This window comes from Lacrimispora amygdalina, from assembly GCF_003432035.1.
GTDB classification, from domain to species: domain Bacteria; phylum Bacillota; class Clostridia; order Lachnospirales; family Lachnospiraceae; genus Lacrimispora; species Lacrimispora amygdalina.
This window is the reverse complement of record NZ_QOHO01000066.1, coordinates 21945-46128: the sequence shown is the minus strand read 5'-3', so window position 1 is coordinate 46128 and position 24184 is coordinate 21945. Positions and strand designations below refer to the sequence as shown.

Annotated in this window: 20 protein-coding genes; 18 read left to right on the top strand and 2 right to left on the bottom strand. The window is 44.7% G+C overall.

The features are described from left to right. Positions 1-87: 87 nt before the first annotated feature. From DS742_RS19770 to DS742_RS19750, 5 genes are all read left to right on the top strand, one after another. Complete coding sequence (locus DS742_RS19770; protein WP_242996639.1) at positions 88-987, top strand: carbohydrate ABC transporter permease; 900 nt, start codon at positions 88-90, stop codon at positions 985-987. Further along, positions 987-1832 (top strand): carbohydrate ABC transporter permease, encoded by an 846-nt coding sequence (locus tag DS742_RS19765; RefSeq protein WP_117418692.1) that lies wholly within the window; start codon positions 987-989, stop codon positions 1830-1832. The genes DS742_RS19770 and DS742_RS19765 overlap by 1 nt, the downstream gene beginning before the upstream one ends. Before the next feature lie 26 nt (positions 1833-1858). Next, positions 1859-3640 carry a cache domain-containing sensor histidine kinase gene (locus DS742_RS19760; RefSeq protein WP_117418691.1) on the top strand — a complete coding sequence of 594 codons (1782 nt, stop codon included), beginning with the start codon at positions 1859-1861 and terminating at the stop codon, positions 3638-3640. Between the two features lie 96 nt (positions 3641-3736). Beyond that, entirely contained in the window at positions 3737-5035 is a 1299-nt protein-coding gene (locus DS742_RS19755; RefSeq protein WP_117418690.1) for a sugar ABC transporter substrate-binding protein, read from the top strand. A gap of 77 nt (positions 5036-5112) precedes the next feature. Continuing rightward, positions 5113-7032 (top strand): glycoside hydrolase family 127 protein, encoded by a 1920-nt coding sequence (locus tag DS742_RS19750; protein ID WP_117418689.1) that lies wholly within the window; start codon positions 5113-5115, stop codon positions 7030-7032. A 74-nt stretch (positions 7033-7106) separates the two neighbouring features. Here DS742_RS19750 and DS742_RS19745 read toward each other — a convergent pair whose 3' ends face one another. Continuing rightward, positions 7107-7553 carry a hypothetical protein gene (locus DS742_RS19745; RefSeq protein WP_117418688.1) on the bottom strand — a complete coding sequence of 149 codons (447 nt, stop codon included), beginning with the start codon at positions 7551-7553 and terminating at the stop codon, positions 7107-7109. Between the two features lie 176 nt (positions 7554-7729). Between DS742_RS19745 and DS742_RS19740 the strand changes: the two genes are divergently transcribed. The 4 genes from DS742_RS19740 (at position 7730) to DS742_RS19725 (ending at position 12207) form a co-directional block, all read left to right on the top strand. Continuing rightward, complete coding sequence (locus DS742_RS19740; protein ID WP_117418687.1) at positions 7730-8416, top strand: response regulator transcription factor; 687 nt, start codon at positions 7730-7732, stop codon at positions 8414-8416. Continuing rightward, complete coding sequence (locus tag DS742_RS19735; RefSeq protein ID WP_117418686.1) at positions 8413-9876, top strand: sensor histidine kinase; 1464 nt, start codon at positions 8413-8415, stop codon at positions 9874-9876. The genes DS742_RS19740 and DS742_RS19735 overlap by 4 nt, the downstream gene beginning before the upstream one ends. Positions 9877-9967: 91 nt before the next feature. Further along, entirely contained in the window at positions 9968-10795 is an 828-nt protein-coding gene (locus DS742_RS19730; protein ID WP_117418685.1) for an alpha/beta hydrolase, read from the top strand. A gap of 752 nt (positions 10796-11547) precedes the next feature. After that, positions 11548-12207 (top strand): SGNH/GDSL hydrolase family protein, encoded by a 660-nt coding sequence (locus DS742_RS19725; RefSeq protein ID WP_117418684.1) that lies wholly within the window; start codon positions 11548-11550, stop codon positions 12205-12207. 127 nt (positions 12208-12334) lie between these two features. Here DS742_RS19725 and DS742_RS19720 read toward each other — a convergent pair whose 3' ends face one another. Continuing rightward, positions 12335-13210 carry an AraC family transcriptional regulator gene (locus DS742_RS19720; RefSeq protein ID WP_117418683.1) on the bottom strand — a complete coding sequence of 292 codons (876 nt, stop codon included), beginning with the start codon at positions 13208-13210 and terminating at the stop codon, positions 12335-12337. Positions 13211-13401: 191 nt separating this feature from the next. Here DS742_RS19720 and DS742_RS19715 point away from each other — a divergent pair, with 191 nt between their 5' ends. The 9 genes from DS742_RS19715 (at position 13402) to DS742_RS19675 (ending at position 24148) form a co-directional block, all read left to right on the top strand. Next, positions 13402-14253 carry a class II fructose-bisphosphate aldolase gene (locus DS742_RS19715; RefSeq protein WP_117418682.1) on the top strand — a complete coding sequence of 284 codons (852 nt, stop codon included), beginning with the start codon at positions 13402-13404 and terminating at the stop codon, positions 14251-14253. A gap of 19 nt (positions 14254-14272) precedes the next feature. Next, positions 14273-15799 carry a xylulokinase gene (locus tag DS742_RS19710; protein ID WP_117418681.1) on the top strand — a complete coding sequence of 509 codons (1527 nt, stop codon included), beginning with the start codon at positions 14273-14275 and terminating at the stop codon, positions 15797-15799. Beyond that, the gene (locus tag DS742_RS19705) at positions 15796-16842 is read left to right on the top strand and encodes a galactitol-1-phosphate 5-dehydrogenase (protein ID WP_117418680.1); all 1047 of its coding nucleotides are present in this window, start codon (positions 15796-15798) and stop codon (positions 16840-16842) included. The genes DS742_RS19710 and DS742_RS19705 overlap by 4 nt, the downstream gene beginning before the upstream one ends. Before the next feature lie 9 nt (positions 16843-16851). Then, positions 16852-17787, top strand: a complete 936-nt coding sequence (locus DS742_RS19700) for a 1-phosphofructokinase family hexose kinase (RefSeq protein ID WP_117418679.1) — start codon at positions 16852-16854, stop codon at positions 17785-17787. Between the two features lie 2 nt (positions 17788-17789). Beyond that, positions 17790-18671, top strand: a complete 882-nt coding sequence (locus DS742_RS19695) for an aldose 1-epimerase family protein (RefSeq protein ID WP_117418678.1) — start codon at positions 17790-17792, stop codon at positions 18669-18671. Between the two features lie 21 nt (positions 18672-18692). After that, positions 18693-19700 (top strand): aldo/keto reductase, encoded by a 1008-nt coding sequence (locus tag DS742_RS19690; protein WP_117418677.1) that lies wholly within the window; start codon positions 18693-18695, stop codon positions 19698-19700. Between the two features lie 138 nt (positions 19701-19838). Further along, positions 19839-21443, top strand: a complete 1605-nt coding sequence (locus tag DS742_RS19685) for a response regulator transcription factor (protein WP_117418676.1) — start codon at positions 19839-19841, stop codon at positions 21441-21443. Then, positions 21421-23187 carry a sensor histidine kinase gene (locus DS742_RS19680; protein WP_117418675.1) on the top strand — a complete coding sequence of 589 codons (1767 nt, stop codon included), beginning with the start codon at positions 21421-21423 and terminating at the stop codon, positions 23185-23187. The genes DS742_RS19685 and DS742_RS19680 overlap by 23 nt, the downstream gene beginning before the upstream one ends. After that, entirely contained in the window at positions 23174-24148 is a 975-nt protein-coding gene (locus tag DS742_RS19675; RefSeq protein WP_117418674.1) for a substrate-binding domain-containing protein, read from the top strand. The genes DS742_RS19680 and DS742_RS19675 overlap by 14 nt, the downstream gene beginning before the upstream one ends. Positions 24149-24184 lie beyond the last annotated feature (36 nt).

Here is a 24184-nt window from a genome sequence, read left to right as displayed (position 1 = left end):
CTTTTCAAGGTTTCCCGTATTTTGGGAAACAGTCATACAGTGTAAGATGATTTCAGTGGAAATAAATGAAAAGGAGGACTATTTTCAGTGAAACAAATCAAAAGCTTTTTCCGGTATGAGAATATCGGGCTGCTGTATGCGCTTCCGGCGTTTCTTTATATGCTGTTTTTTGTGGGATATCCCATTGTCAGCAATCTTATCTTAAGTCTTCAGAATGTTACGGTCAGGAATCTGGTCCGTGGATCGAGGGACTTTATTGGTTTTGATAATTACATAAAACTGATGCAGGATACTGTTTTTTTAAGGGCGATGTTTAATACCCTGCTGTTTACGGTCAGCTGTCTGATTGTCCAGTTTGTCATCGGCTTTGCGCTGGCACTGCTGTTTCAAAAAGATTTTTCCTTTGCCAGGCCGGTCAGAGGGCTTCTTATGATACCCTGGATGATTCCCATGACCGTGACTGCTTTGATTTTTAAGTTTATGTTTTCCACCGATGTGGGGATTATCAATTATTTCTTAAAAAGTGCAGGTCTGATCTCAGAAAATATTCAGTGGCTAACAAGCCCGGCTACTGCGATGACTGCAGTTATTATAGCAAATATCTGGATTGGAATTCCCTTTAATACAATTCTGATTTCAACAGGACTCACCACAATCCCCCTGGAACTGTACGAGAGCGCAGCTATAGATGGAGCAAATGGAAGACAGAAATTCTTTAAAATCACACTTCCCCTGATGAGAACCACAATCGAATCCCTTCTGGTTCTGGGTTTTATTTACACCTTCAAGGTTTATGATATGGTCTATGTAATGACTGGGGGCGGTCCGGTAAATTCCACCCATTTGCTGTCCACTTATTCCTATAAATTGTCCTTTGAGATGTTCCAGTACAGCCTTGGCTCTTCCGCTGCCAATGTACTGCTGGTAATTTTGCTGCTAGTGGGCGTTGTGTATTTAAAAATCACGATGAAAGGGGAGAAGGAGTGATGGAGAAGGAAAGAAAAAAGGGGAAAAAGGAATTTCTGTTATGCTTTATTTCGGTGGTTATCCTGTGTGTGCTGCTGTTTCCGCTGTTCTGGATTTTTATCACCTCACTGAAAACGGAAAAGGAAATCTTTCAGATTCCGCCCACGTTTTACCCCCATGTTTTAAATACAAAGTCTTATGCTGCCCAGGTTGGCAACGGAGATTTTAATATGTTCCGGTCCTTTGCAAACAGCCTTATAATATCTTCCGGAGCCATGGCAATTGCAGTTATTCTGGCTGTTCCGGCTTCCTATGCCGTGGCAAGATATCATTTCAAAGGGAGGAACGGTATGCTTTTGTGTTTTCTGGTAACCCAGATGCTTCCGGTTTCCGTCCTTTTGACACCTATGTTTATTATGTTTAAGGGAATGCATATATACAATACCTGGCTGTCGGCCATTTTATCCGATGCAACTCTTGGCATCCCATTTTCAGTGCTTATTTTAAAGAATTATTTTGCTTCTGTTCCAAGAGATCTTGAGGAAGCTGCCTATATTGACGGATGCACCCGGTTCCTGGCATTTATCAGGATTCTGCTTCCGGTAGCAAAGCCCGGAGTGGTTGTTTGCGCGATCTTTTCCTTCCTGTATGGCTGGGGAGATTTAGCCTATGGCATGACATTTATTCTGGACCAGAAGAAACGGCCGATTACAGCGGGAATCTTTAATTTCATGGGACAGTACGGCACAAAGTGGAGTTATTTAACTGCCTTTGCCATCGTGACGATTATACCGGTTGCGCTGATCTTTTTATTTATGCAGAAGTATATCATATCGGGAATGACAAGCGGGGCAGTTAAGGGATAGAAGTTTTGGAATTGAGAGGGAGCCATATGAAAAAAGTGAGTCTGAAGAAAAAATTAATCCGCCTTTTCTGGGCGACTTCTACCATTCCAATTCTGGTATTAAGCTTTTATTATTTCTATAACATTTCGGTTACATTAAAAAAGAACACCCAGGAGCTGACCAGTGTAAGCTTAATGCAGATGGATAATAATTTAATCATCCGGCTGAAAGCATATGAGGATCTTTTGTTCCAGATTTATACCAATGACGATGTGGTGGCCTGGGTGGACCGGCTGGATCAGAAGCAGAATGCATCGGTTGCAAAAAACCAGCTTCGCAGGTATTTAAGAGGGCTCCTTAATACAAAAGAGTACATAAAATCCATTACAGTCATTACGCCTGAGGGGCTGAGCATTACTTACAACCAGCTGTCTGCATCCACCTATGAAAATTCATGGATGAACAGCTTCAGCCTTTCCCAGGAGGAATTGTATGGGGAAGTATCCTCGGATAATCAGACCCATATTTTCCCCACCGAATACGGGACAAGATTTGCAAATGAAGATTATTATCTGCTTCATCTGGCTCACCGGATTATAGACTATAAAAATTTAAACAAAGAAAACGGCATTGTGATAGTCAGCCTGGATAAAGAATTTCTTCAGAGTGTGTGCAAGGTTCAGGGGCAGGACCGGGACAAAAGTTTTAACTTCATCATTGATGAGGCGGGGCGTATCATTGCTTACCGGGAACCGGAAAAGATAGGAAAGGTTCTCTTCGGGAAGGGGGCGCCTTTAGAAGCCAGGGTGGAAGCATGCAAAAAGTTTATAAGGGAAGAAGACTTATACGAGGAACGTTATACCTCTGTCTGGCTTTACCACGACGATACACTGGGCTGGGATCTGGTGAATGTAATGGATCAGGGAAGTTTAATGAAGAACTTAAACAGTCAGATTTATCTGATTGTAGCCTTAAGCCTCATTCTTCTTATGGTCACTGTGTTACTGACATTTGGGGTGCTGGACCGCCTGGTTGACTCAGTGAAAATGGTGGTGGCATCCATGCAGAAAGCAAGAGAGGGGGATTTAAAAGTCCGTGTAGAGACTGACAGGAAAATGCCCGTGGAAATTGAAACCATAGCAGTCCAGTTTAATGACATGCTGGAGAAGCTGGAGACTGCACTTAAAAAAGAAAAGGTGGCCGGCCAGATGCAGCGCCAGGCAGAGCTAAAGGCAATGGAAGCGCAGATTAATCCTCATTTTCTCTATAATACACTGGATACCATTAACTGGATGGCAATTGATAAAGATGAATTTGATATCAGCAATGCCATTAACTCCCTGGCCACCATACTCCGGTATGCCATTGCGGACAGCAGCGGGGAGGTTTTTGTGCGGGATGAGATCGACTGGCTGAAAAAGTACATTTATTTACAGCAGTTCAGGCTGAAAAATAATTTCACCTGCAGCATCAATGTGGATCCTGATGTGATGGACCGGCGGATCCACAAACTTTTGCTGCAGCCATTTGTTGAAAACTCCATCCTTCATGGCTTTGAGGGAACAAAGACCAATCACGTTCTGGAAGTGAGTATGTGCAGGGAAGGGGAAGAATTACGGATTCTCATCCGCGACAATGGAAAAGGGATGGAGCGTCATAAACTGGAATTAATCAGAAGGGGTATTTTTGGAGAATCGGATGCAGCGTCTCACATTGGTATGGAGAACGCCATTACCAGACTTCGGATGTACTACGGAGACGATGTGAAAATTGAGATTAACAGCACGCAGGGTATGGGAACAGAAGTTGTTTTACGAATTCCTACCTAAGAAAATTTACCCTTTCTAAGATTTGTTGAGTTTTTTTGGGGGTCTGTATCCGTTATAATGAAGTCGTTGAAACAAGAAAAATAAAGGAGGAAAAACATGAAAAAGTTAATGACAGCCTTACTTTTTGCAGCGTTGCTTGGGGGAGCGGTGACTGGCTGCAGCTCCGGAAGCGGAGCGGTATCAGCGACGGAAAGTGGGACAGAGGCTGCTAAAAGCAGTGAAAAAGCGGCGGCAGCCGGAAGTGAAAAAGCTTCGGAGACAGAAAAAAGCAAGACCGCTGGTGATGTGACAATCTGGTACTACTGGGAGACAGAAGGACATCAGAAAGCACTGAATCATATCATCGAAGAATTTAACGGATCACAAAGTGAGGTTAAAGTTCAGGCAAAGTACGTTCCCTTTGCCGATTTTAAAAAGCAGCTTTCCATCGGCGCATCTGCAGATGAGCTTCCGGATCTGGTAATTCTTGATAATCCGGATCATGCTTCTTATGCAGCTATGGGAATCTTTGCAGATTTAACCGGACGGTTTGACGTAAGCACCTATTATCCAGGCCCTGTAAATTCCTGTACATTAGACGGCAAATTATACGGGGTTCCCTTTGGAAGCAACTGTCTGCTCCTTTTCTATAATGAGGATATGTTAAAGGCAGCCGGATGCAAGGTTCCCACCACATGGGATGAGCTGCTTACGACTGCAAAAGCCTGTACAACCGGCCAGGTTTCGGGATTTGCACACTGCAGTCTGCAAAACGAGGAGGGTACCTTTAACTTCCTGCCATGGGTATGGTCGGCAGGTGCCACGGCCTATGAACTGAATTCAGAAGGCGGAATCAAAGCATTGACCATGGTGAAAAAGCTGGTTGATTCCGGCGCCATGACAAAGGAAGCAATTAACTGGACACAGGGAGACACCATGAACCAGTTCATTTCTGGAAACTTGGCCATGATGATTAACGGAACCTGGCAGGTTCCCACCATGCGCCAGGAAGCTCCTGATTTAAAATGGAACGTTGCCCCGATTCCCATGGATAAAAAACAGGCCTCCGGTTTGGGCGGAGAAAACTATGCAGTAATTGCAGGAGGCAATGAGGAAGGGGCCGTTCAATTCCTCAAATATGCCACAAGCGAGGAAACCTGCCTCTATATGATGAATGCAATGGGGTATATCTCTTCTGATTCTGTCATTGCAAAGAAGCAGTTTAAGGGGGACCCGGTATATGATGCATTTGTTGAGGAAATGCAGTATGCAAATGCAAGAGGACCGTTGCCGGAATGGCCTGACATCTCTGATGCCATATCATTGGCATTTAATGAGGTGATGACAGATTCAGGCACACCGGAGGAAGCTGCAGCGAAGGCTCAGGCAGTCATTGATGGTATTATTAAGAAATAGAGATACATACAATAAAAAAGAGTGGCGCCGGCTGTCATTGTCGACGTCACTTTGCAGAGTAAATCAGGAGGTGCAGTATGAATAAAGTAGAACTACGCGACAGATTTTTTAACAGGTACAAAGGTTTAATCAGAACGGAGATGATTCCGTATCAGTGGAAGGTTTTGAATGATGAAATTGATATAACCATTGAACGGGAACGCAACGATGATTCCATCCCCAATGAGAAAAGCCATGTTATTGAAAATTTCAGGATTGCGGCCGGAAGGAAAAAAGGAAATCATTATGGCTGGGTGTTTCAGGACAGCGATCTTTATAAATGGCTGGAGGCGGCAGCTTACACCTTGCGGGAGAAAATGGATGAGGAATTAAAGTGTCTGGCTGATGATGTTGTGGATTTAATCAGTGAGGCCCAGGAAGAAAACGGATATCTGGATACATACTTCACCATTGAAGAGCCTGATCAGAAATACAAACGCCTGTGGGAGAGCCATGAGCTATATTGTGCGGGGCATTTCATAGAGGCAGCAGTGGCTTATTATGAAGCTGTGGGAAATCAGAAGGTTCTTAAAACTGCATGTAAGCTGGCTGACCACATTGATTCTGTGTTTGGTGATGAGGACGGAAAGATTCATGGTTATGACGGTCATGAAGAGGTTGAAATCGGCCTTATGCGGTTATACCGGCTGACACAAAATGAGAGATATCTAAAACTCGCCCGGTACTTTTTATTTGTACGGGGGACAGACTGCGATGCCATGAATTCCAAACATCTTCCACTGGCCTATTATCAGGCTCACCTTCCTGTGCTGGAGCAGGATACTGCTGAGGGACACGCAGTAAGACTTGTTTATCTTTGCACTGCAATGGCTGATGCAGCGTGTGAGACAGGGGATGAGAAGCTTCTTTCGGCGTGCAGGCGGTTATGGAAAAGTATTGTAAACCGGCGTATGTATATTACCGGGGGAATCGGTTCTACCGTTTCCGGAGAAGCATTTACTCTGGATTACGATTTACCCAATGATACCATGTACTGTGAAACCTGTGCATCTGTAGGCCTGGTGTTTTTTGCATACCGGATGCTTATGACAGAGGAGAAGGGGGAATACGGGGATGTGATGGAACGCGTACTTTATAATACGGTACTGGGGGGTGTGGCTCTTGACGGAAAACATTTCTTTTACGTGAATCCTCTGGAGGTGGTCGCGGGTAAATCATCAAAGGATCCTTTAAAGAGCCATGTAAAATGCGTTCGTCCCCAGTGGCTTGGCTGTGCGTGCTGCCCTCCCAATCTCGCAAGGCTTTTAGCCTCTGTGGAGCAGTATGTTTTTGTCCAGAAGAAAAATAAGCTTTTCGTGAATCTCTTTGTGGAATGCAAGGGAAGCTTTGAAATCGAGGATGGCATTCTGGAAATAGAACTAAAGACCGGATATCCATGGGATGGCTGTGTAGAAATAAAGTTAAATTACAGCGGAACCGCCAGTGTCTGTCTGGGAATCCGGGTGCCGTCATGGTCCGATACCTTTGATGCGGAGATAAATCATGAAAGCACAGCTTTTGAGACGAAAGACGGATTTATCTATATAAATCAGGTCTTCAAAGAGGATACCATACACCTGAAACTGGATATGGGAGCGAAGCGCTGGTATGCCCACCCGATGGTAGAAAACGATCTTGGAAAATTTGCGGTTACCAGAGGTCCCTTTGTTTATTGCCTGGAAGAAGCGGATAACGGAAAGAACCTGCACCTTTTGTCTGTGGAAAAACAGGAACCGTTTGAGTATGAATTTGAGGAAACACTTCTGGGAGGAGTGGGAATTATCACTGCTTCCGGCTGGAAGGCAGAAGCGGATCAGGAAGAGGAAGGACTTTACAGAAAAAGTGATTCTGCAGTAAAGAAAGTGAAGACGAAAATCAAATGGATTCCTTATTACAGCTGGGCCAACAGAGGAGAAAACGAAATGCGTGTATGGGTCAGAGAAGATAATCTGTGTTAGAAGGAAAGCACAACCGCCCCTTGCCGAATTAAGAACGGCACAGGGCGGTTGTTTCAATATCTTAAATGATTCTGTTAGTTGTTCCGGTATCCTGATCCGTTACCGCTGCCTCTGCGTTGATAACCCATTCCGTTGCCGCTGCAGCGGCCTGCGCCGCAGCCTGCACCTGCGCCTGTACCGTTTCCGTCACAGGCCGCCTGTCTCTCACGGATTGCGGCAAGTTGTGCGTCTGCCTGCTCCCGGGTCAGTGTTCCGTCAGCTACTTTCTCATTGAGCCTGTCTTCGTGAATATCCGCTACTGCCTGCTGGAATTCGCTTAATTTTCCTGCTTCGTCAGCCATTGATCCGTAGCTTTTTCCTGATTTGCGTTCTGCTGTTACTTCATCCATTGTTTTTCCTGTAATACCTGATACTGCTTCAGCCGGTGTCTTGTAAGCGGCAGCTGCAAATGAGGTCATGGTTGCAGCGGAAAGTGCAAGTGCAAGGGCACATCCTGTAATTACTTTTTTCTTGTTTTTCATAGTTTGTAAACTCCTTTCGGTTTGTGTTAGTTTCCTTTCGGTAAGTTCATAATAACGTTTGTATATGGCATGAATGTGTCAGTAAAGGTCTTTTTGCTTGTCATTATTTTTTTTATGCCACCAAGTTGCCTTATTGCGCTGTTATAATTATAATAAAATTACAGGAGGTATTTCTTATGTCTATGATGCTGATTGCGGACGACAGTCCTCAGTTATTAAATATTTTAAGCAGCGCTGCCCGGAAGGAAGGCTTCGAAACGGTACTTGCACAGGATGGACAGCAGGCGTTAGAGGAGTTTTATGCTAAGAAGCCCCAGGTCGTGCTGCTGGATGTGATGATGCCAAAACTGGACGGTTTCCAGGTATGCCGGGAAATCCGCAGGCAGTCCGATGTTCCGGTCATAATGGTAACTGCAAGAGGGGAAGATTTTGAGAAGATCATGGGTCTGGATATTGGAGCTGATGATTACATTGTTAAACCGTTCTCACCAGGAGAGGTTATGGCACGGGTGAGAGCCGTGTTACGCCGTATTGAAAAAGGAGCAGGGGAACCAGGGAAGATACTTTCTGTTGAGAATCTGATCATAAATCTGGAAAATTACAGCGTCATGGTTGGTGACAAGCCCATACTTTTAACAAAGCGGGAGACTGACATGCTCTGGACGCTTGCAGGCGGAAGGAACCGGGCCTATACCCGTGAGATGCTTCTGGATCTGCTGTGGGGATATGATTATTACGGTGATCCCCGCACGGTTGATTCCCATATGAAACGGCTGAGAGCCAAGCTGGAAGAAATTCCTCACCCCACCTGGGAGATCCGCACGATCCGGAATGTCGGCTATAAATTTGAGGTGCTCCCATGAATAAGAAAATAGTCTGGAAAATGGTTGCCTCTTTTGCAGCAGTGCTCCTTTTGTTTACTGCCATATTAGGTACTGTATTTGTATCCATGTTCCGGCAGCATACCATTGCGATCAACCGTTCATCCATGGAAAAACGGGCGGTTTCCATCGCAGAAACGCTGGCACTCTATGAAAACGGAGAAGGGGTAGCCCCGCAGTTTAGAATGGGAATGGGAATGGGAATGGGAAATCACGCGATGGCAGGGTATGGGGCATATCTTCGATTCCTGGATCAGGTGGCCATGGCAACGGTGTGGATTATAGATGATGACCGGAATCTTATATCTGCCAGTCATTACGGGGTTACTTCCAAAGAGGAACTGCCTGTGAATGCGGAGAAAATCATCAGCAGGGTATTAGAAGGTGAAATTACCTACGGAGAGGAATTTTCCGGGTTATTAAATGCACCGACTCTGACCGTTGGTGTACCCATCCGTACAGCAGACGGGATTTCCGGCGCAGTTCTTCTTCACTCCCCGGTCAGCGGAGTAAATGAAGCTGTACTTCAGGGATTGTCCGCTCTGGGAGCAGGAGCTGTGATAGCTCTGGTTCTTGCAGGTATGGCGGCAGTGTGGCTGTCTTACCGCTTTACCAATCCCCTGCGCCGCATGAATGATGCGGCACGCTGTCTTGCCGATGGTGATTATACGGCTAAAACCGGTGTTTCCCAGTCCGACGAGATCGGTCAGCTGGCCCAGACCATTGATTTGCTTTCAAAACGGCTGACTGAGGCCAGAAAGCAGCAGGCGGCCCTGGATAAGATGAAACAGGATTTTGTGGCAAATGTCTCTCACGAGCTTCGTACACCGGTGGCGGTTTTGCGGGGGTCCCTTGAGGTGCTTTGGGATGGGACCATCAATACTCCGGAAGAAATAAAGGAATACTATGATCAGATGTTAGGAGAAAGCAGACATTTAGAGCGGCTGGTAAATGATCTGCTGGATTTGTCCCGCCTTCAGGATGACCAGTTTTCCCTTGACATGGGAGAGGTGAATCTCTGCGACATAATCCGGGATACACAAAGAGCAATCCGCCGTTCTGTAAAGGAGAAAGAACTTCAGTTTCTGGTAAATTGTCCGGGAGAGGAGTGCGTTGTGAATGGAGATTATGGGCGGCTCCGCCAGCTTGTTTTAATACTTCTGGATAATGCTGTTAAGTTTACAACACAACAGGGAACTGTAGAACTCTCACTTATAAAGCAGGGAGAAGGCTGCCAGATCACTGTTAATAATAGTGGCGAGGAGATACCGGCTGAAACAATACCATTTCTGTTTGACCGGTTTTATAAAACAAACAGCCCTAAAAACCGTTCCGGCACCGGGCTGGGGCTTGCCATTGCAAAGCAGATTGCTGACAGGCATAATGCTCATATCAGTGTGGAAAGCAGTAAGGGAAAAACCAGTTTCTTTGTTAGATTTTAAACATTCTTGCCACAAAACAGCCCTTGTAGTATGATGAATTTACAGGAGTACAAGTATTAAAATTCATGTGAATTTGAAAGGAGAAGGAACTATGAATGGGGAAAGCAGAAGGCAGGAGGAAACAATGATTTCTTCCTTCGATGGAACAAAACTGAGATTAAAAAAAGATACAGTGGAGAATCCTAAAGCACTGATCGTCATTGCCCATGGCTTGTGTGAACATTTAAACCGGTATGATTACTTTACGGAAAAGCTTAACGAGAGCGGTTACAGCGTTTACCGGTATGACCAGAGGGGGCATGGGAAATCAGAGGGGAAAAGGGTTTATTTTGAAGATTTTAATGAGATGCCTGACGATCTGGGGCAGATCCTTTATCTTGCCAGAGAGGAGAGCGAGGGGAAAAAAGTTTTTCTCTTCGGACACAGCATGGGCGGGGAGACCGTAACCCTGTTTGGTGCAAAGAATCCGGGAATGGCAGATGGTATTATTACCTCTGGTGCGCTGACTCATTACAACCATCCGGTTATGGGAGATCAGTTCCCCATTGAGGCACCGGATGATACCTATCTGCCTAATGCGCTTGGAGACGGAGTGTGCAGCGATAAAAAGGTGATTGAAGAATATGTTTCGGATCCGCTTGTGGAAAAGCAGATCAGCACTGGGCTGATTAACCAGATATATGCTGGCATCCAGTGGCTGAAGGCCAATATAAAAAGCTTCTCTGATCCGGTACTGATTCTTCATGGAGCTGATGACGGCCTGGTTTCTGCAAAAGATTCCCTGGATCTCTTTGAAGAAATAAGCTCTAAGGATAAGAGCCTGCATATCTATGCAAACCTGTTTCATGAGATCTTAAATGAGCCGTGTAGAGATGAGATTATCGGGGATATCTTACTGTGGCTTGGCAAACATATTTGATGGATTTGAATATACATTAATAGGAAAAGGCATCCTGCGTTTTATATTGGCAGGATGCCTTATAGTTTACAACGGTTAATAATTGGGCTTTAAAAAGTATATGTTACTATAATATTATTGAACAATCGTGTCCCAGGGTGCTCTGACTCCATTCTCTATTAGTACCGGTCCTTGTTCAACATAACAACCCTTAAAAGGATCCTGCGCTCGTCCCATGTACGAACGGAAGGGTGTCCACTTTATCATCCCTGATTCAACACTAATTTCGTTATCTATTGGAGAAGTGGCAACGAGCCACCAAGCCCAATGTGGATTGGTCGTAGAGAGAAAAATATTGTTTGACTTGGGAATGTATGGTAATATGTTTTCAGGAGTAACCGAATACAGGGTGGAACCTTCCAGCTTTTATGTCTTTATGTCATAACCAGATGGGAGGTGGTGTCAGATATGTTTTCATTTGCAGACGTGCTTTTATTTGCAACTTTTATCTTGGCATTGCTGACTTACATAGATAAGTTAAAAAAATAGCCTACCCTGCAGCGAACAGGATAGGCGGTGTCCGTTAGGACATTTTGCTTTGTCTGGGAGCTTCCACCTTGTGTGGCGGTTACTCTTTGTAATTTCAATATAACATATCTTATGATTTTTTTCAAGATTAATATAACTGTATGTTAGTTCCATGTACTATTTAATAGATCTGTATGTCATATAAGCCTATTTCGATGCTGAGATTTGAGTAAAAGGAATTAGTAATGATGTATATTCTAACTGCTGGTGCTGGTAGTTCTATGAGTTATAAGACTAAAGACCTTATATTTGAAGGGGATGGTACAAAATTCTTTAGAAGGGTAGCACCAAACAGTTGGTGGGGATTGTTGGAACAATACCTGCGAGATAATTATATTAACTGCAGCGTTGAGAACAAAGGATGTGGAGGAGCATTTTCATATCAGATAAATAAGTATCTTGATGCACTTATATCTATTGATGATAATTTAGTGTTTGTTTTAATGGGATTAAATGACCGTAAACGGATAAATGGTATGAAAGAATTAAAGAGTAATTGTGAGCATGTTGTTGATGAACTGATTAATAATGGTAAAATGGTGTGTTTGTTAACCCCTACTCCATCGGTTCACAGTAATGAGTATTATACCAATAGGATTTATCATACCGATGAAGTCGTTGGAATTTTACGTTGCATTGCAGATAGCAGAAAAATATTATTAATAGATAATTACAAATATATTATGGAATATCTAGCAAAAGAAAAATTAATAATTGATGACATTATTTATGGTGAGGATTGTACAAATGATGGTCTGCACCCAGCAGATTTCCGTTCTACGATTTCAGTGCAGGTTACATATCGAATATTCCGGGTCCAACTCCAATTAACCCCATGGCAATAATTGCAATTAAACATAGAAAAAAATTGCGAAAAAGATCCCGCTTGAAAAAAATAATTAAATAAGATATATAGTGTATTCGGTCTGACTCAATACAAAATTCCTCCTATCATTATATGTTAAAATAAGGTTAACTGTTATCCGGTATCATATTCTTTTTCCTGTAATTGCTTGGAGAGATCCCGTAATACTGCTTAAATGCATAGGAAAAGTGCTGAATGGAAGAATAGTTCAGCCGGTCGGAAATTTCCGATATAGTAATGGCAGCGTCATTTAAATAGATCTTTGCCATAGACATCTTAGCCTCTGTTTTTTTCTGCTGAAATGTTTTCCCATAATAATCCTTCAAAAACCGCTCGGTCTGGCGTACGCTTAAGCCAAGCCGTTCTGCCAGATGCTCCATAGTAATGGTCTCATATTCATAAAGAAAGCTCTCTTCCACAATGATGTATTTGCTGTCCACCAGATTGGAGGGAGAAAAATGAACCTTCGACTGTGCTTTATATTCATAGTTTCGTACAATTTTAACAACGCATTGCTGGAGAAGGGCCTCCACTAATATCATATATCCCGTATACCGGTGTTCCAGTTCAAAAAAGATCTGCTGCATCAGCGGATACAGCTCCTGGGTATCCTGTCCGAACCAGAAATGGGTTTTCTCGAATTTAAAAGCCACCGTATCCGCCTCAGGCTGGGTGTGGGTATTATTTTTTTGAAGTTTGAAATAAATACAGTATTCTGCCATAGGATCATTCTGTAAAGGAATCTGTTCATGCTCCACATGCGGGCCTGTCATATACAGGGTATTGGGAGTAATATTATATATCTGGTCATCAATATTTACTTTGCCATGACCGTAGGGAATATAGTGGATCTCATAACTGTTATTTCCATGGCTGTGTCTTGGCATGGAACGAAGAAACCGCTCAAATACAATGTTTAAGATCAGAAATGTGGTATCGTCGATTGCTATTTTTATATTTAAATCTTTAAATCCCTTCCTCATGATCTTCCCCCTCTGATTTCCTTACCTTATCTTACTTTATCAGCATAATTTATTCAAGTCAAGGTTTGTTCGATAACGCGACATACAGACGCTTCTTCTGTCTGGTTCCCCTCTAATTTTCTCCGGCAGAACCGGTATAATGGTAAGTGTAAAGAACCTAATGACCGAAAAAATGTAAGGAGGAAAATAATATGTCACTGGTTACATCGGAACAAATGCTTTTGGATGCTCAAAAAGGCGGGTACGCCGTAGGAGCTTTTAATGTTGAAAATATGGAAATGCTGAAGGCTGTGGTGGCTGCAGCCGAAGAACTTCGTGCTCCGGTTATGCTTCAGACCACACCATCAACGGTTAAATACGGAACACTGGAAACATATTACGCCATGGCAGCAGCAGAAGCCGAAAAAGCAACCGTACCGGTATGTCTTCACTTAGATCATGGCAGCAGCTATGAACTGGTTCTCCAGGCAATCCGCGCTGGATATACGTCAGTCATGATTGATGGCTCCCACGAAGACTTTGAGAGTAACATCGCATTAACCAAACGGGCTGCAGATGCGGCAAGAGCCTGCAATATCACAGTAGAAGGCGAGCTTGGTAAGGTTGGCGGCAAAGAGGATGATCTGGAAGCAGAAGCGGACAACAACACCGATCCCATGCAGGCGAAGGAATTCGTGGAGCGGACAGGAGTTCATTCCCTTGCAATTGGAATCGGAACTGCCCACGGATTTTATGCAACCACCCCGGTTTTAGACAAAGAGCGGATCAGTGAAGTGAAAAAGCTTGTGTCTGTGCCGCTGGTTCTTCATGGCGCATCCGGTTTAAGCGACGAAGATGTGAGAGAATGTGTGAGCAGAGGGATGTGTAAGGTAAATTTCGCAACAGAGTTAAGAGTGGCCTATACCGATGCAGGAAAGAAGCTTTTAAAAGAGCATCCGGACACTTTTGATCCCAAGAAATTAGGCACTGTCGGAATGGAAGCGGTAAAGCAGTTCGTTAAGAACCGCATTCTGGTCTGCGGCTGTGACCATAAAGCGGACTGATTATTTCATGGAGGAAAAAATGAAACCTTATTTATTGGGGATAGACGTAGGCACCAGCGCCTGTAAGATCGCCGTTTTCGATAGAATTGGAACCGTTTTAGAGGCTGCAACCGGGGAGTATGAGGTTTATTATCCCCAGACAGGCTGGGCAGAGCAGGATCCGGATGAATGGTGGCGGGTTATCTGCAGCACGATGAAATACATATTTTCCAAATCCCGGATAAAGCCGGAGGAGATCGCAGGAATTGGAATCGACGGGCAGAGCTGGTCCGCCATAGCGGTAGACAAAGAAGGCAGTGTCTTAACCAATACGCCGATCTGGATGGATACCAGGGCCGATGACATTTGCAGGGAACTGAGCGGGAAGATAGGAGAACAGCGGATATTTGAAGTCGCCGGAAATTCCCTGCAGCCTTCCTACAGCACCGCGAAAATCATCTGGTACCAGAGAAATATGCCAGAGGTATATGAAAATATATACAAGGTACTGCAGTCTAACAGCTACATTGCCTATAAACTCACCGGTCAGATGACGCAGGATCTTTCCCAGGGTTATGGTTTTCACTGCTTTGACATGCATACCGGCACCTGGGATCAGGCGATGTGCGAAGCTCTTGGCATTCCGGCGAAGATTCTTCCGGATATCCACCCCTGCCATGAGGTGATTGGCACAGTGACGAAAGCAGCTGCATCCCAGTCCGGACTGTCAGAGGGAACACCTGTTGTAGCCGGCGGTCTGGATGCAGCCTGCGGTACGCTTGGAGCCGGAGTGATCCATGCAGGGGAAACCCAGGAGCAGGGAGGTCAGGCTGGTGGAATGAGTATCTGCATCGACAGCTACAAGGCCGATCCAAGGTTGATTTTAAGCTGTCATGTTGTACCTGGAAAATGGCTTTTACAGGGCGGCACAACCGGAGGCGGAGGAGCCATGCGGTGGCTGGAGAAGGAATTTGGCGCATTTGAAAGAGAAGAAGGCAGAAGAACCGGGAAAAGCTCCCTGGATCTGTTCAATGAAGCAGCCGGAAGCGTCGCCCCGGGCAGTGACGGGCTGATCTTCCTTCCCTATATGGCCGGGGAGCGCTCCCCATTATGGAATCCCTATGCAAAAGGCGTTTATTACGGAATGGATTTTGGAAAGACCAAAGGCCATTTCATACGCGCGGTCATGGAGGGAGTTGCCATGTCATTAAGGCATAATCTGGAAGTGGCGGCAGAAGCAGGCGCAGCAGTTGATGTATTAAGGGCCATGGGAGGATCTGCAAATTCTCTTTTGTGGACCCAGATTAAATCCGATGTAACCGGCAAGCCAGTGATCGTTCCTTCTTCCGATACAGCCACAACGTTAGGCGCGGCAATTCTGGCCGGAGTCGGAGTCGGCATTTATGAAGATTTTGAAGAGGCAGTAAAGCTGACTGTGGAAAATAAGCGGTATCATGTTCCCAATCAGGCAGACCGTAACATCTATGACCGGAATTACCGGAAATATTTAAGCTTATATGAACATTTAAAAGATATGATGGTTCAGGAAGGAGAAAATGAGTCATGAAAGCAGCAGTTGTTTGTGCAAATGAGGACGTAAGGTATATGGACTATGAGGAGCCGCAGGCAGGTCCCGGACTGGTAAAGATCAGAGTAAGGGCTTCCGGTATATGCGGATCTGATATTCCGAGAGTGCTGCATAACGGAGTGCATTTTTATCCCATTGTACTGGGACATGAATTTTCCGGAGATGTGGTGGAAGTCGGAGAAGGAGTTACATCAGTAAAGCCTGGAGACCGGGTTTCCGGAGCACCTTTAATTCCCTGTATGAAATGCGATGACTGCCAGAATGGAAACTTCTCCCTCTGCAGACACTATAGTTTTATCGGTTCCAGGCAGCAGGGAAGCAATGCAGATTATGTGGTGATTCCTGAGCAGAATGCGGTTGTATTTGATAAAAGCATTTCCTATGAGCAGGGCGCGATGTTCGAACCTTCTACCGTTGCCCTTCACGGTCTGCTCCAGAATGACTACCGGGGCGGTGAGTATACTGCAGTTTTAGGAGGCGGAACCATCGGTATGTTCACCATGCAGTGGGCAAAGATCTTCGGAGCCAAAAAAGTGGTTGTATTTGATATCAGTGAAGAACGTCTGGAACTGGCAAAACGCCTGGGCGCAGATGAAGCGATTAATACCACCGAGGAAGGCTTTAAGGAAAAAGCAATGGCTCTGACAGAAGGAAAAGGCTTTTCCTATGTATTTGAGACAGCGGGACAGGTGCCGACCATGCAGATGGCATTTGAACTGGCAGCCAATAAAGCCAGTGTCTGTTTCATCGGAACTCCCCATGTTGATTTATCCTTTACTCCTTCCATGTGGGAAAATATGAACCGGAAAGAATTTAAGTTAACCGGATCCTGGATGTCTTACAGTTCCCCATTCCCGGGTAAAGAGTGGAAACTGACCGCCCATTACTTTGCAACAGGACAGCTGAAATTTGATCCCGGATTCGTCTATAAAAAAATACCCATGAGCCAGGCTCAGGAGGCGTTCCAGCTGTTTAAGACACCGGGTCTGGTAAAAGGAAAAATCCTTTTGGTAAACGAATAGGAGGTACCTATGATACTGACCGTAACATTAAATGCTGCCATTGACAAACGGTATGTAGTTGATGGGTTTTCACAGGGAGAAGTAAACCGTGTGAAATCATGTTCCTATACGCCGGGTGGTAAAGGCTTAAATGTCTCAAAGCCGGCAGTCATTGCAGGAGGCAGCGTTGTGGCAACCGGTTTCGTGGGAGGCCACGCAGGTAATTACATTGAAGAAGCCTTAAGCACCTTTGGGATCACCAGCGCATTTTACCATTTAAAAGGAGAGAGCCGTTCCTGTATTAATATCTGGGATGAAAAAAACAAGATCCAGACAGAATTTCTGGAACCTGGCTTTGAAGTAGGAGAAGAAGACTTTCTTCCGTTCCTGGAACATTATAAAAAGCTTGCAAGTGAGGCAGAGGTCATTGCCATATCAGGAAGCGTGCCAAGGGGACTTGACGGAACTGCTTACCAGAGAATGGTGAAGATCGGAAAGGAAGCAGGGAAAAAGGTGATTTTAGACACCAGCGGTAATCTGCTTAAGATGGGCATCGAAGCCATACCTTCCATGATCAAACCAAACCTGGATGAGATACGTATGCTGACAGGAAAAAGCTGCGACAGCCTGGAAGAGATGATCGAAGCTGCAAAGGACATTCATAATCGTGGCGTGGAGATTGTAGCAGTTTCTCTTGGTTCAGAAGGCTCCTTCGTGGTATGCAGCTCCGGTATTTATAGAGCCAGAGTACCCAAAATAGATGCAGTGAACACAGTGGGATGCGGCGACTCCATGATAGCTGGTTTTGCTCTTGGTCTTTCCAGACAGCTTCCCATGGAAGAGATATTAAGAAATGCAAGTGCTGTCTCGGCAGCTTCCGCATTAAGAGAGGAAACAGGCTTTTTCCTGATGGGAGACATGCAAAGACTGCAGCCGCAGATAGAAATCACAAGAATCGGGGGTTGAACATGAAATATTTATTAAAGAATGACCGGCTGGAAGTGGGTTTCACCTCTCTTGGAGGCGCTCTCACATCCATAAAAAATGAAGCCGGTACGGAATATCTATGGCAGGGAGATCCTGAGTACTGGAGCGGGCAGGCACCTGTTCTGTTCCCCATCTGCGGAAGTTTAAGGGACAACAAGGCGGTCACAAAAGATGGAAAGCAGATCCAGATGCCAAGGCATGGGATTGTCCGAAAGGAAGAATTTAAGCTGGAGTCAGAAAAAGAGGACAGCATCTGTTTTTCCATTTCAGAAAATGAAGAGATGATGGATAAATATCCTTATCCATTTACCCTCACCATGGAATACAGTCTGAAAGAGAACCGCATTCTTGTAACCTATGGAGTTAAAAATACAGGCACAGAGGATATGCCTTTCTTCATAGGAGGCCATCCGGCGTTCCGGTGTCCTCTTTTACCAGCAGAGAACTTTGAGGATTATCAGGTTGTCTTTGATGCAGAAGAAGAAAAAACTGCGCCCACACCGGATTTGAAAACAGGACTGGTGGATATGGGACATCGGAAAGAAAATTCACTGGCAGGTACTGTTTTACCCCTTGCCCACTCTCTGTTCTACCAGGACGGCATTATATTCGACCGGCTGAAATCAAAAAAAGTAACACTTTGCCATAAAGAAACCGGACATGGAGTGGAACTGGAGATGGGATCATTTCCCTATCTGGTCATCTGGTCGGCAGCCAATGACGGACCATTTCTAGCTTTGGAGCCCTGGACAGGGCTGTCCACCTGCAGCGATGAGAACGATATATTTGAAGAGAAACGAAATGCAGCAATTGTAAAGCCAGGGGAAGAAAAACGGCTGAGCTATCAAATCACAATCCTATAAAAAGAGAAGGAGAATATGACAATGAAAGAATTTGTAAATCCGGCATTGGTGCCAAAAGTGAAATTATACACAGGAGAGGAGATTCCCTGTGTAGGCATGGGAACCTTTGGTTCCGACCGCTTTACTCCTGATGAAGTATCGGCTGCAGTAGGAGGTGCAATCCGCTGTGGATACCGTATGTTCGACTGTGCGGCCTGCTATGGAAATGAGGATCAGATCGGAGAAGTATTCCATCAGGCATTTGAAGAGGGAGTCGTGGAGAGAAAAGACCTTTTCATCATGACAAAGGTATGGAATGACATGCATGACAGAGTAGAGGAATCATGCAGAAAGAGCATTGCTGACTTACAGTGTGAATATATGGATATGTTCTTCATTCACTGGCCATTTCCAAATTACCACGCACCTCACTGCGATGTAGATTCCCGCAATCCGGATTCCAGACCATTTTCTCCGGAAGAATTTTTAAAAACCTACCGTCAGTGTGAGGAACTGGTGGAAAAAGGACTGATCCGCAACATCGGCATTTCCAACATGACCATTCCGAAACTGGAGGCAGTTCTGCCTCATATGAACATAATGCCGGCTGCCTGCGAGATGGAGCTTCACCCATGTTTCCAGCAGCAGAAATTGTTTGATTATCTGGTTGCCCACAATATTCAGCCCATCGGTTTCATGCCATTAGGCTCTCCCCAGAGACCGGAAAGAGATATGTGTCCGGAGGATGTGGCAGATTTACAGACACCGGAAATGAAGGAGATTGCAGCGGCTCACGGCGTTCACCCTGCAGTTATCGCTCTTAAATGGGCCCGTCAGAGAGGACAGATCCCCATTCCTTTCTCCATTCATGAAATGGAATACGTAAGCAATTTAAAGGCGATGACAGAAGATCCGCTTACAGAAGAGGAAATGAGCCGGATCGCAACCCTGGAAAGGAATAACCGTCTGGTGAAAGGGCAGGTATTTCTTTGGGAGGGTGCGAATGACTGGCATGATCTCTGGGATGAGGATGGGTTTATTGTAAAATAACCGGGTACTTAAGAAACAGCCGGAATTTTTGAAGCACAGGAAAACAACTTCAGAAATTCCGGCCTTATTGCTATTTTCTTTTCTGGAAACTGTGCATACTGACTGTAGTGCTTATTGGAGATATGAGGGGATAGTTATATGTATAAGGTATTGTTGGTTGATGATGAAATTTTGATAAGAGAACGGATTTCACAGAGAATACCATGGGGATCATTGGGGTTTGAACTGGCAGGAACCTGCGAAAACGGAAAAGAGGCCATCAGCTTTATGGAGAAAGAGCCGGTGGATCTTGTACTCACGGATATCTGCATGCCTTATGTAGATGGTCTTGAACTGGCGAAGTATTTATATGAAAGCAGGAAATGTACAAAAGCGGTAATTATAACCGGCTACGACGAATTCGAATATGCCAAAAGAGCGGTGGAATACCATGTACTTTCCTATGTGCTAAAGCCGGTTACTGCAGGGGAACTGATTGAAAAGCTGAAGGAAGCAAAAAAGATCCTGGATGGAGAAGCGGAGAATCTCCAGGTCAGAACCTATTATGAAGGGAGTTATCCCCTTTTAAAAAACCAGTTTCTGCTTCAGCTTGGGCAGGGACGGATTCATGAGGATCAGATCGGGGAAAAACTGAAAGAATTTCACATTGATTTTACCGGTGAATGTTACTGCGCAGCGCTCCTTTGTCCCAGGAATCAGGCAGAAAAAAAGGAAATTTCCCAGATGGCGGACTTAGTCCGGGAAAAATGGAATGAAGATGTGCTTGTGACCGAAGATGATGACGGTCAGCTTCTTTTTTATGTGAAGAAGAAAAACAGCTCCCAGATGAAAAAGGAGATTGCAGTAATCTGCAATGAATCTGCAGACCTCATTCTTAAGAAAATGGGAAAAACGGTTTACTGCCTGGTGGGAACCTGTGTATTTAATTTAAGCGGACTCAGCTTTTCTTATGAAAAGGCTATGGAGATGAAGGAGTATCTTTATCTGGAGCGGGAGCCGGGAATCTATGAATGGGACAGGTTTCAAAAGTACAGGCTCAGCGCACAGGGGTTACTGAGTGAAGGAGAACGGGAAAAACGGATTGTACTTGCAGTCAGAAGCAATCTGGAAGAAGAGATTAAAATGGAGATTGCACAGATCCGAACGGAATGCCAGGTCAACTGGGTTACCAGAAATAAAGTTGTGGTGATCTACCAGAGTCTGATTCTTGCAGTCATGAATTTTCTGGAGCGGCTCAATCTTGTGGAAGACCAGTTCTTCTTAAAAGAACAGGAGATTATATCCGGACTGTTTGGCTGCACTTATATTTCCCAGATGGAAGAAAAAGTGCTGGACTTTTTTCATACGGCACTGAAGATTGTAAACAGCAACCGGGGCAACTACGGGGATCATCAGGCGATAGCAGCACTGGAATACATCAACAGCCATTATTCGGACTGCAGTCTGTCCCTCCAGGAGATATGTGAAAAACTGGCCATCAGCGTCAGCTATTTCAGCTCAGCCTTTAAAAACTATACCGGCATGACTTTTGTGGAAGCGTTGACAAAAAAGCGGATGGAAAAAGCCATGGAGCTTTTGGAAAATACATCCTTAAAGACTTATGAAGTTGCAGAAAAATGCGGATACAACGATGCCAATTATTTCAGCGCCATTTTTAAAAAAGCAACGGAAAAGACACCGAAAGAATATGCGGGATTGAGGAAAAACCGGAAAGGCAGCTATGAGAATCGAAGTCAGGTTTAAAAGTATACGGACGAATATGATCATTTATTTTTCCCTTCTGGTTCTGTTAACCGTAACGGTGTTCCTGTTCTTTTCCATACGGTTTACCAAAAGCAATCTTATGGATAATTCGGAAAAAAACAGCCGTCAGCTGATTGAGCAGGTCAATTTCAATATCGAAAACTACATTGACTACATGGAAAATATCTCCCAGGTAATTATGAACAACCGGGATATAACCGGGTATCTTTTTGATGATAAAAAAGACAGCGGAGAGGATTTAAAGGAGGCGTTTCAGACTATCCTCCATGCAAGGACCGATATCTATAACATTGCTGTTCTTGGAAATAATGGGAGATATTTTATCAATAGTGGAAATGACAGCCTGAACATACGGGCCCGGCTTAAGGACAAGGAATGGTATCAGGATGCGAAAATGGCAGAAAGCAAAATCCTCATTTCCTCCTCACACGTACAGAATCTGGTGAAAAATGATTATAAATGGGTGGTAACTTTAAGCAGGGGAATCCCCAATCCGGCTACCGGCCGTGTGGAGGGGCTTTTGGTCATTGATTTAAATTATGACGTGATCAATGACTTATGTGAATCCATCAGCCTGGGAAATAAGGGGTATGTCTATATCCTTGACGGTAAGGGAGAAATCGTCTATCACCCCCAGCAGCAACTGATTTTAAGCGGGGTAAAGAAGGAACTTCTAAAAGAAGTGTCAGCCAGCAAAACCAGTCTTACCCATACCGATGAAAATGGAGAGAATAAGATCTATACGCCTTTTCACTCAAAAAAAACCGGCTGGACGATTGTCGGTGTGAATTATACCTCTGAGCTTGCAGGCAACGAATTTACTATGAAAACAATGTATACTGGAGCCGCATTTATACTGATTCTGCTGGCCAGCCTGTTTGCAGTCTTACTGTCAGCAAAAATCACCAGGCCCATCAAGCAGCTGCAGGCAGCCATGAAGCAGGTACAGGTGGGAAAATTCCAGCCGGTCAGTATTGAAACAGCAGGGGACGATGAGATCTCCAGTCTAACCCGTTCCTTTAACAGCATGACAGAACGGATTGATGAGCTGATGAAGAAAAACAGCAAGGAGCAGGCGGAAAAAAGAAAGAGCGAATTAAAGGCGCTGCAGTCGCAGATTAATCCTCATTTTCTCTATAATACACTGGATTCCATCATCTGGCTGATCGAAACCGAAGATTCAGAACAGGCCATAAAGATGACCTCTGTTCTGGCCAGATTTTTCCGCCAGGCAATCGGCAATTCCAACATCTATGTGACGGTCTGGCAGGAGCTTGAATATACCAGAAATTATCTGCTGATCCAGCAGATGAGGTATAAGGATAAAGTGGCTTTTGATATCAGGGTTGATAAAGAAGTCATGGAGTGCGCGATTGTCAAACTGGTTTTACAGCCACTGGTGGAAAATGCCCTGTATCATGGGCTGAAGTATAAAACAGAGCAGGGAAATATTCTCATCTGCGGGCACAGGCAGGGAGAAACCGTTGTATTAAAGGTTATGGATGATGGTGCCGGAATGACGAAGGAAGCTCTTAATACTATTTTTCAGAAGAAGACAGATCAGAAGCATAACGGAGTGGGAATGAAGAATATTCAGGACCGGCTTAACATGTATTACGGACCTGGATACGGCTTAAGCGTGGACAGTAAGGAAGGGGAGGGAACCACAGTGACCATCACCATTCCTTACCGGCTGATGGAGGATCTGAATGAGGAAACATAAAAATGCATTTTTAATGGTTCTGTTCATTGCATTGTTTTTCCTGTTCCTGTCCGGTGTTTTTTTACTGGATGAGTTCGGGGAGAAGAAAACAGTTAAAATCGTCTTTATACCCAAGGTTCAGGACAAGACAAACGACTTCTGGATGTCCATGATATCCGGAGCAAAAAGCGCAGGCAAGGAATATCAGGCCAATCTGGTTATACTGGCACCGGAAGAGGAAAATGATTATGAAACCCAGAAAAAATATATTGAAGAAGCAGTAAAGATGAAACCTGACGCCATCGCACTTGCTCCCATTCGTTATTCCGAAATGACGGACTGTGTAAAGCAGGTGACAGATGCCGGAATTAAACTTATCCTGATTGATTCCAAGCTTGATAAAGACCTGGAAGAAAGCTACATCGGCACGGATAACCGAAATGCAGGCCTGCAGATGGGGAAAAAGATGCGGGATTTTGTGAAACCGGACACGAAGATCGCCGTGATTTCCCATGTAAAAGGTTCTTCCACTGCCATAGAACGGGAGGAAGGCCTCAGAGAGGGGCTTGGGGAGGATGAAAGCAGGATTAAAATGGTCCTGTACAGCAATTCCGACTATAACCAGGCATATGAAAAAACCAGAGAGCTGATGAGGACAGATCCGGACATCACGCTGATTGCAGGGCTGAATCTGTATTCCACAGTCGGAGTGGCAAGAGCCATAAAGGAGATGAATTTAAGCCATAAGGTGCATGTTGTAGGTTTCGATAACGACATGGAAGGAATTCAGTATCTGGAAGAAGGGATCATTGACACCCTGATTGTCCAAAAGCCTTTTAATATGGGGTATATCGGAATCCAGACGGCGGTGGAAGCAGTGCGGGGAAAGAAGCCGGAAAAAAACATTTACTGTGAAACGGAGGTGATTACTGCAGACAACATCTATACCGATGAGAATCAGAAGCTGCTCTTCCCATTTTAAGAAAGTAAAATCTTCTTCTTTTTTTGTAAGATCCTC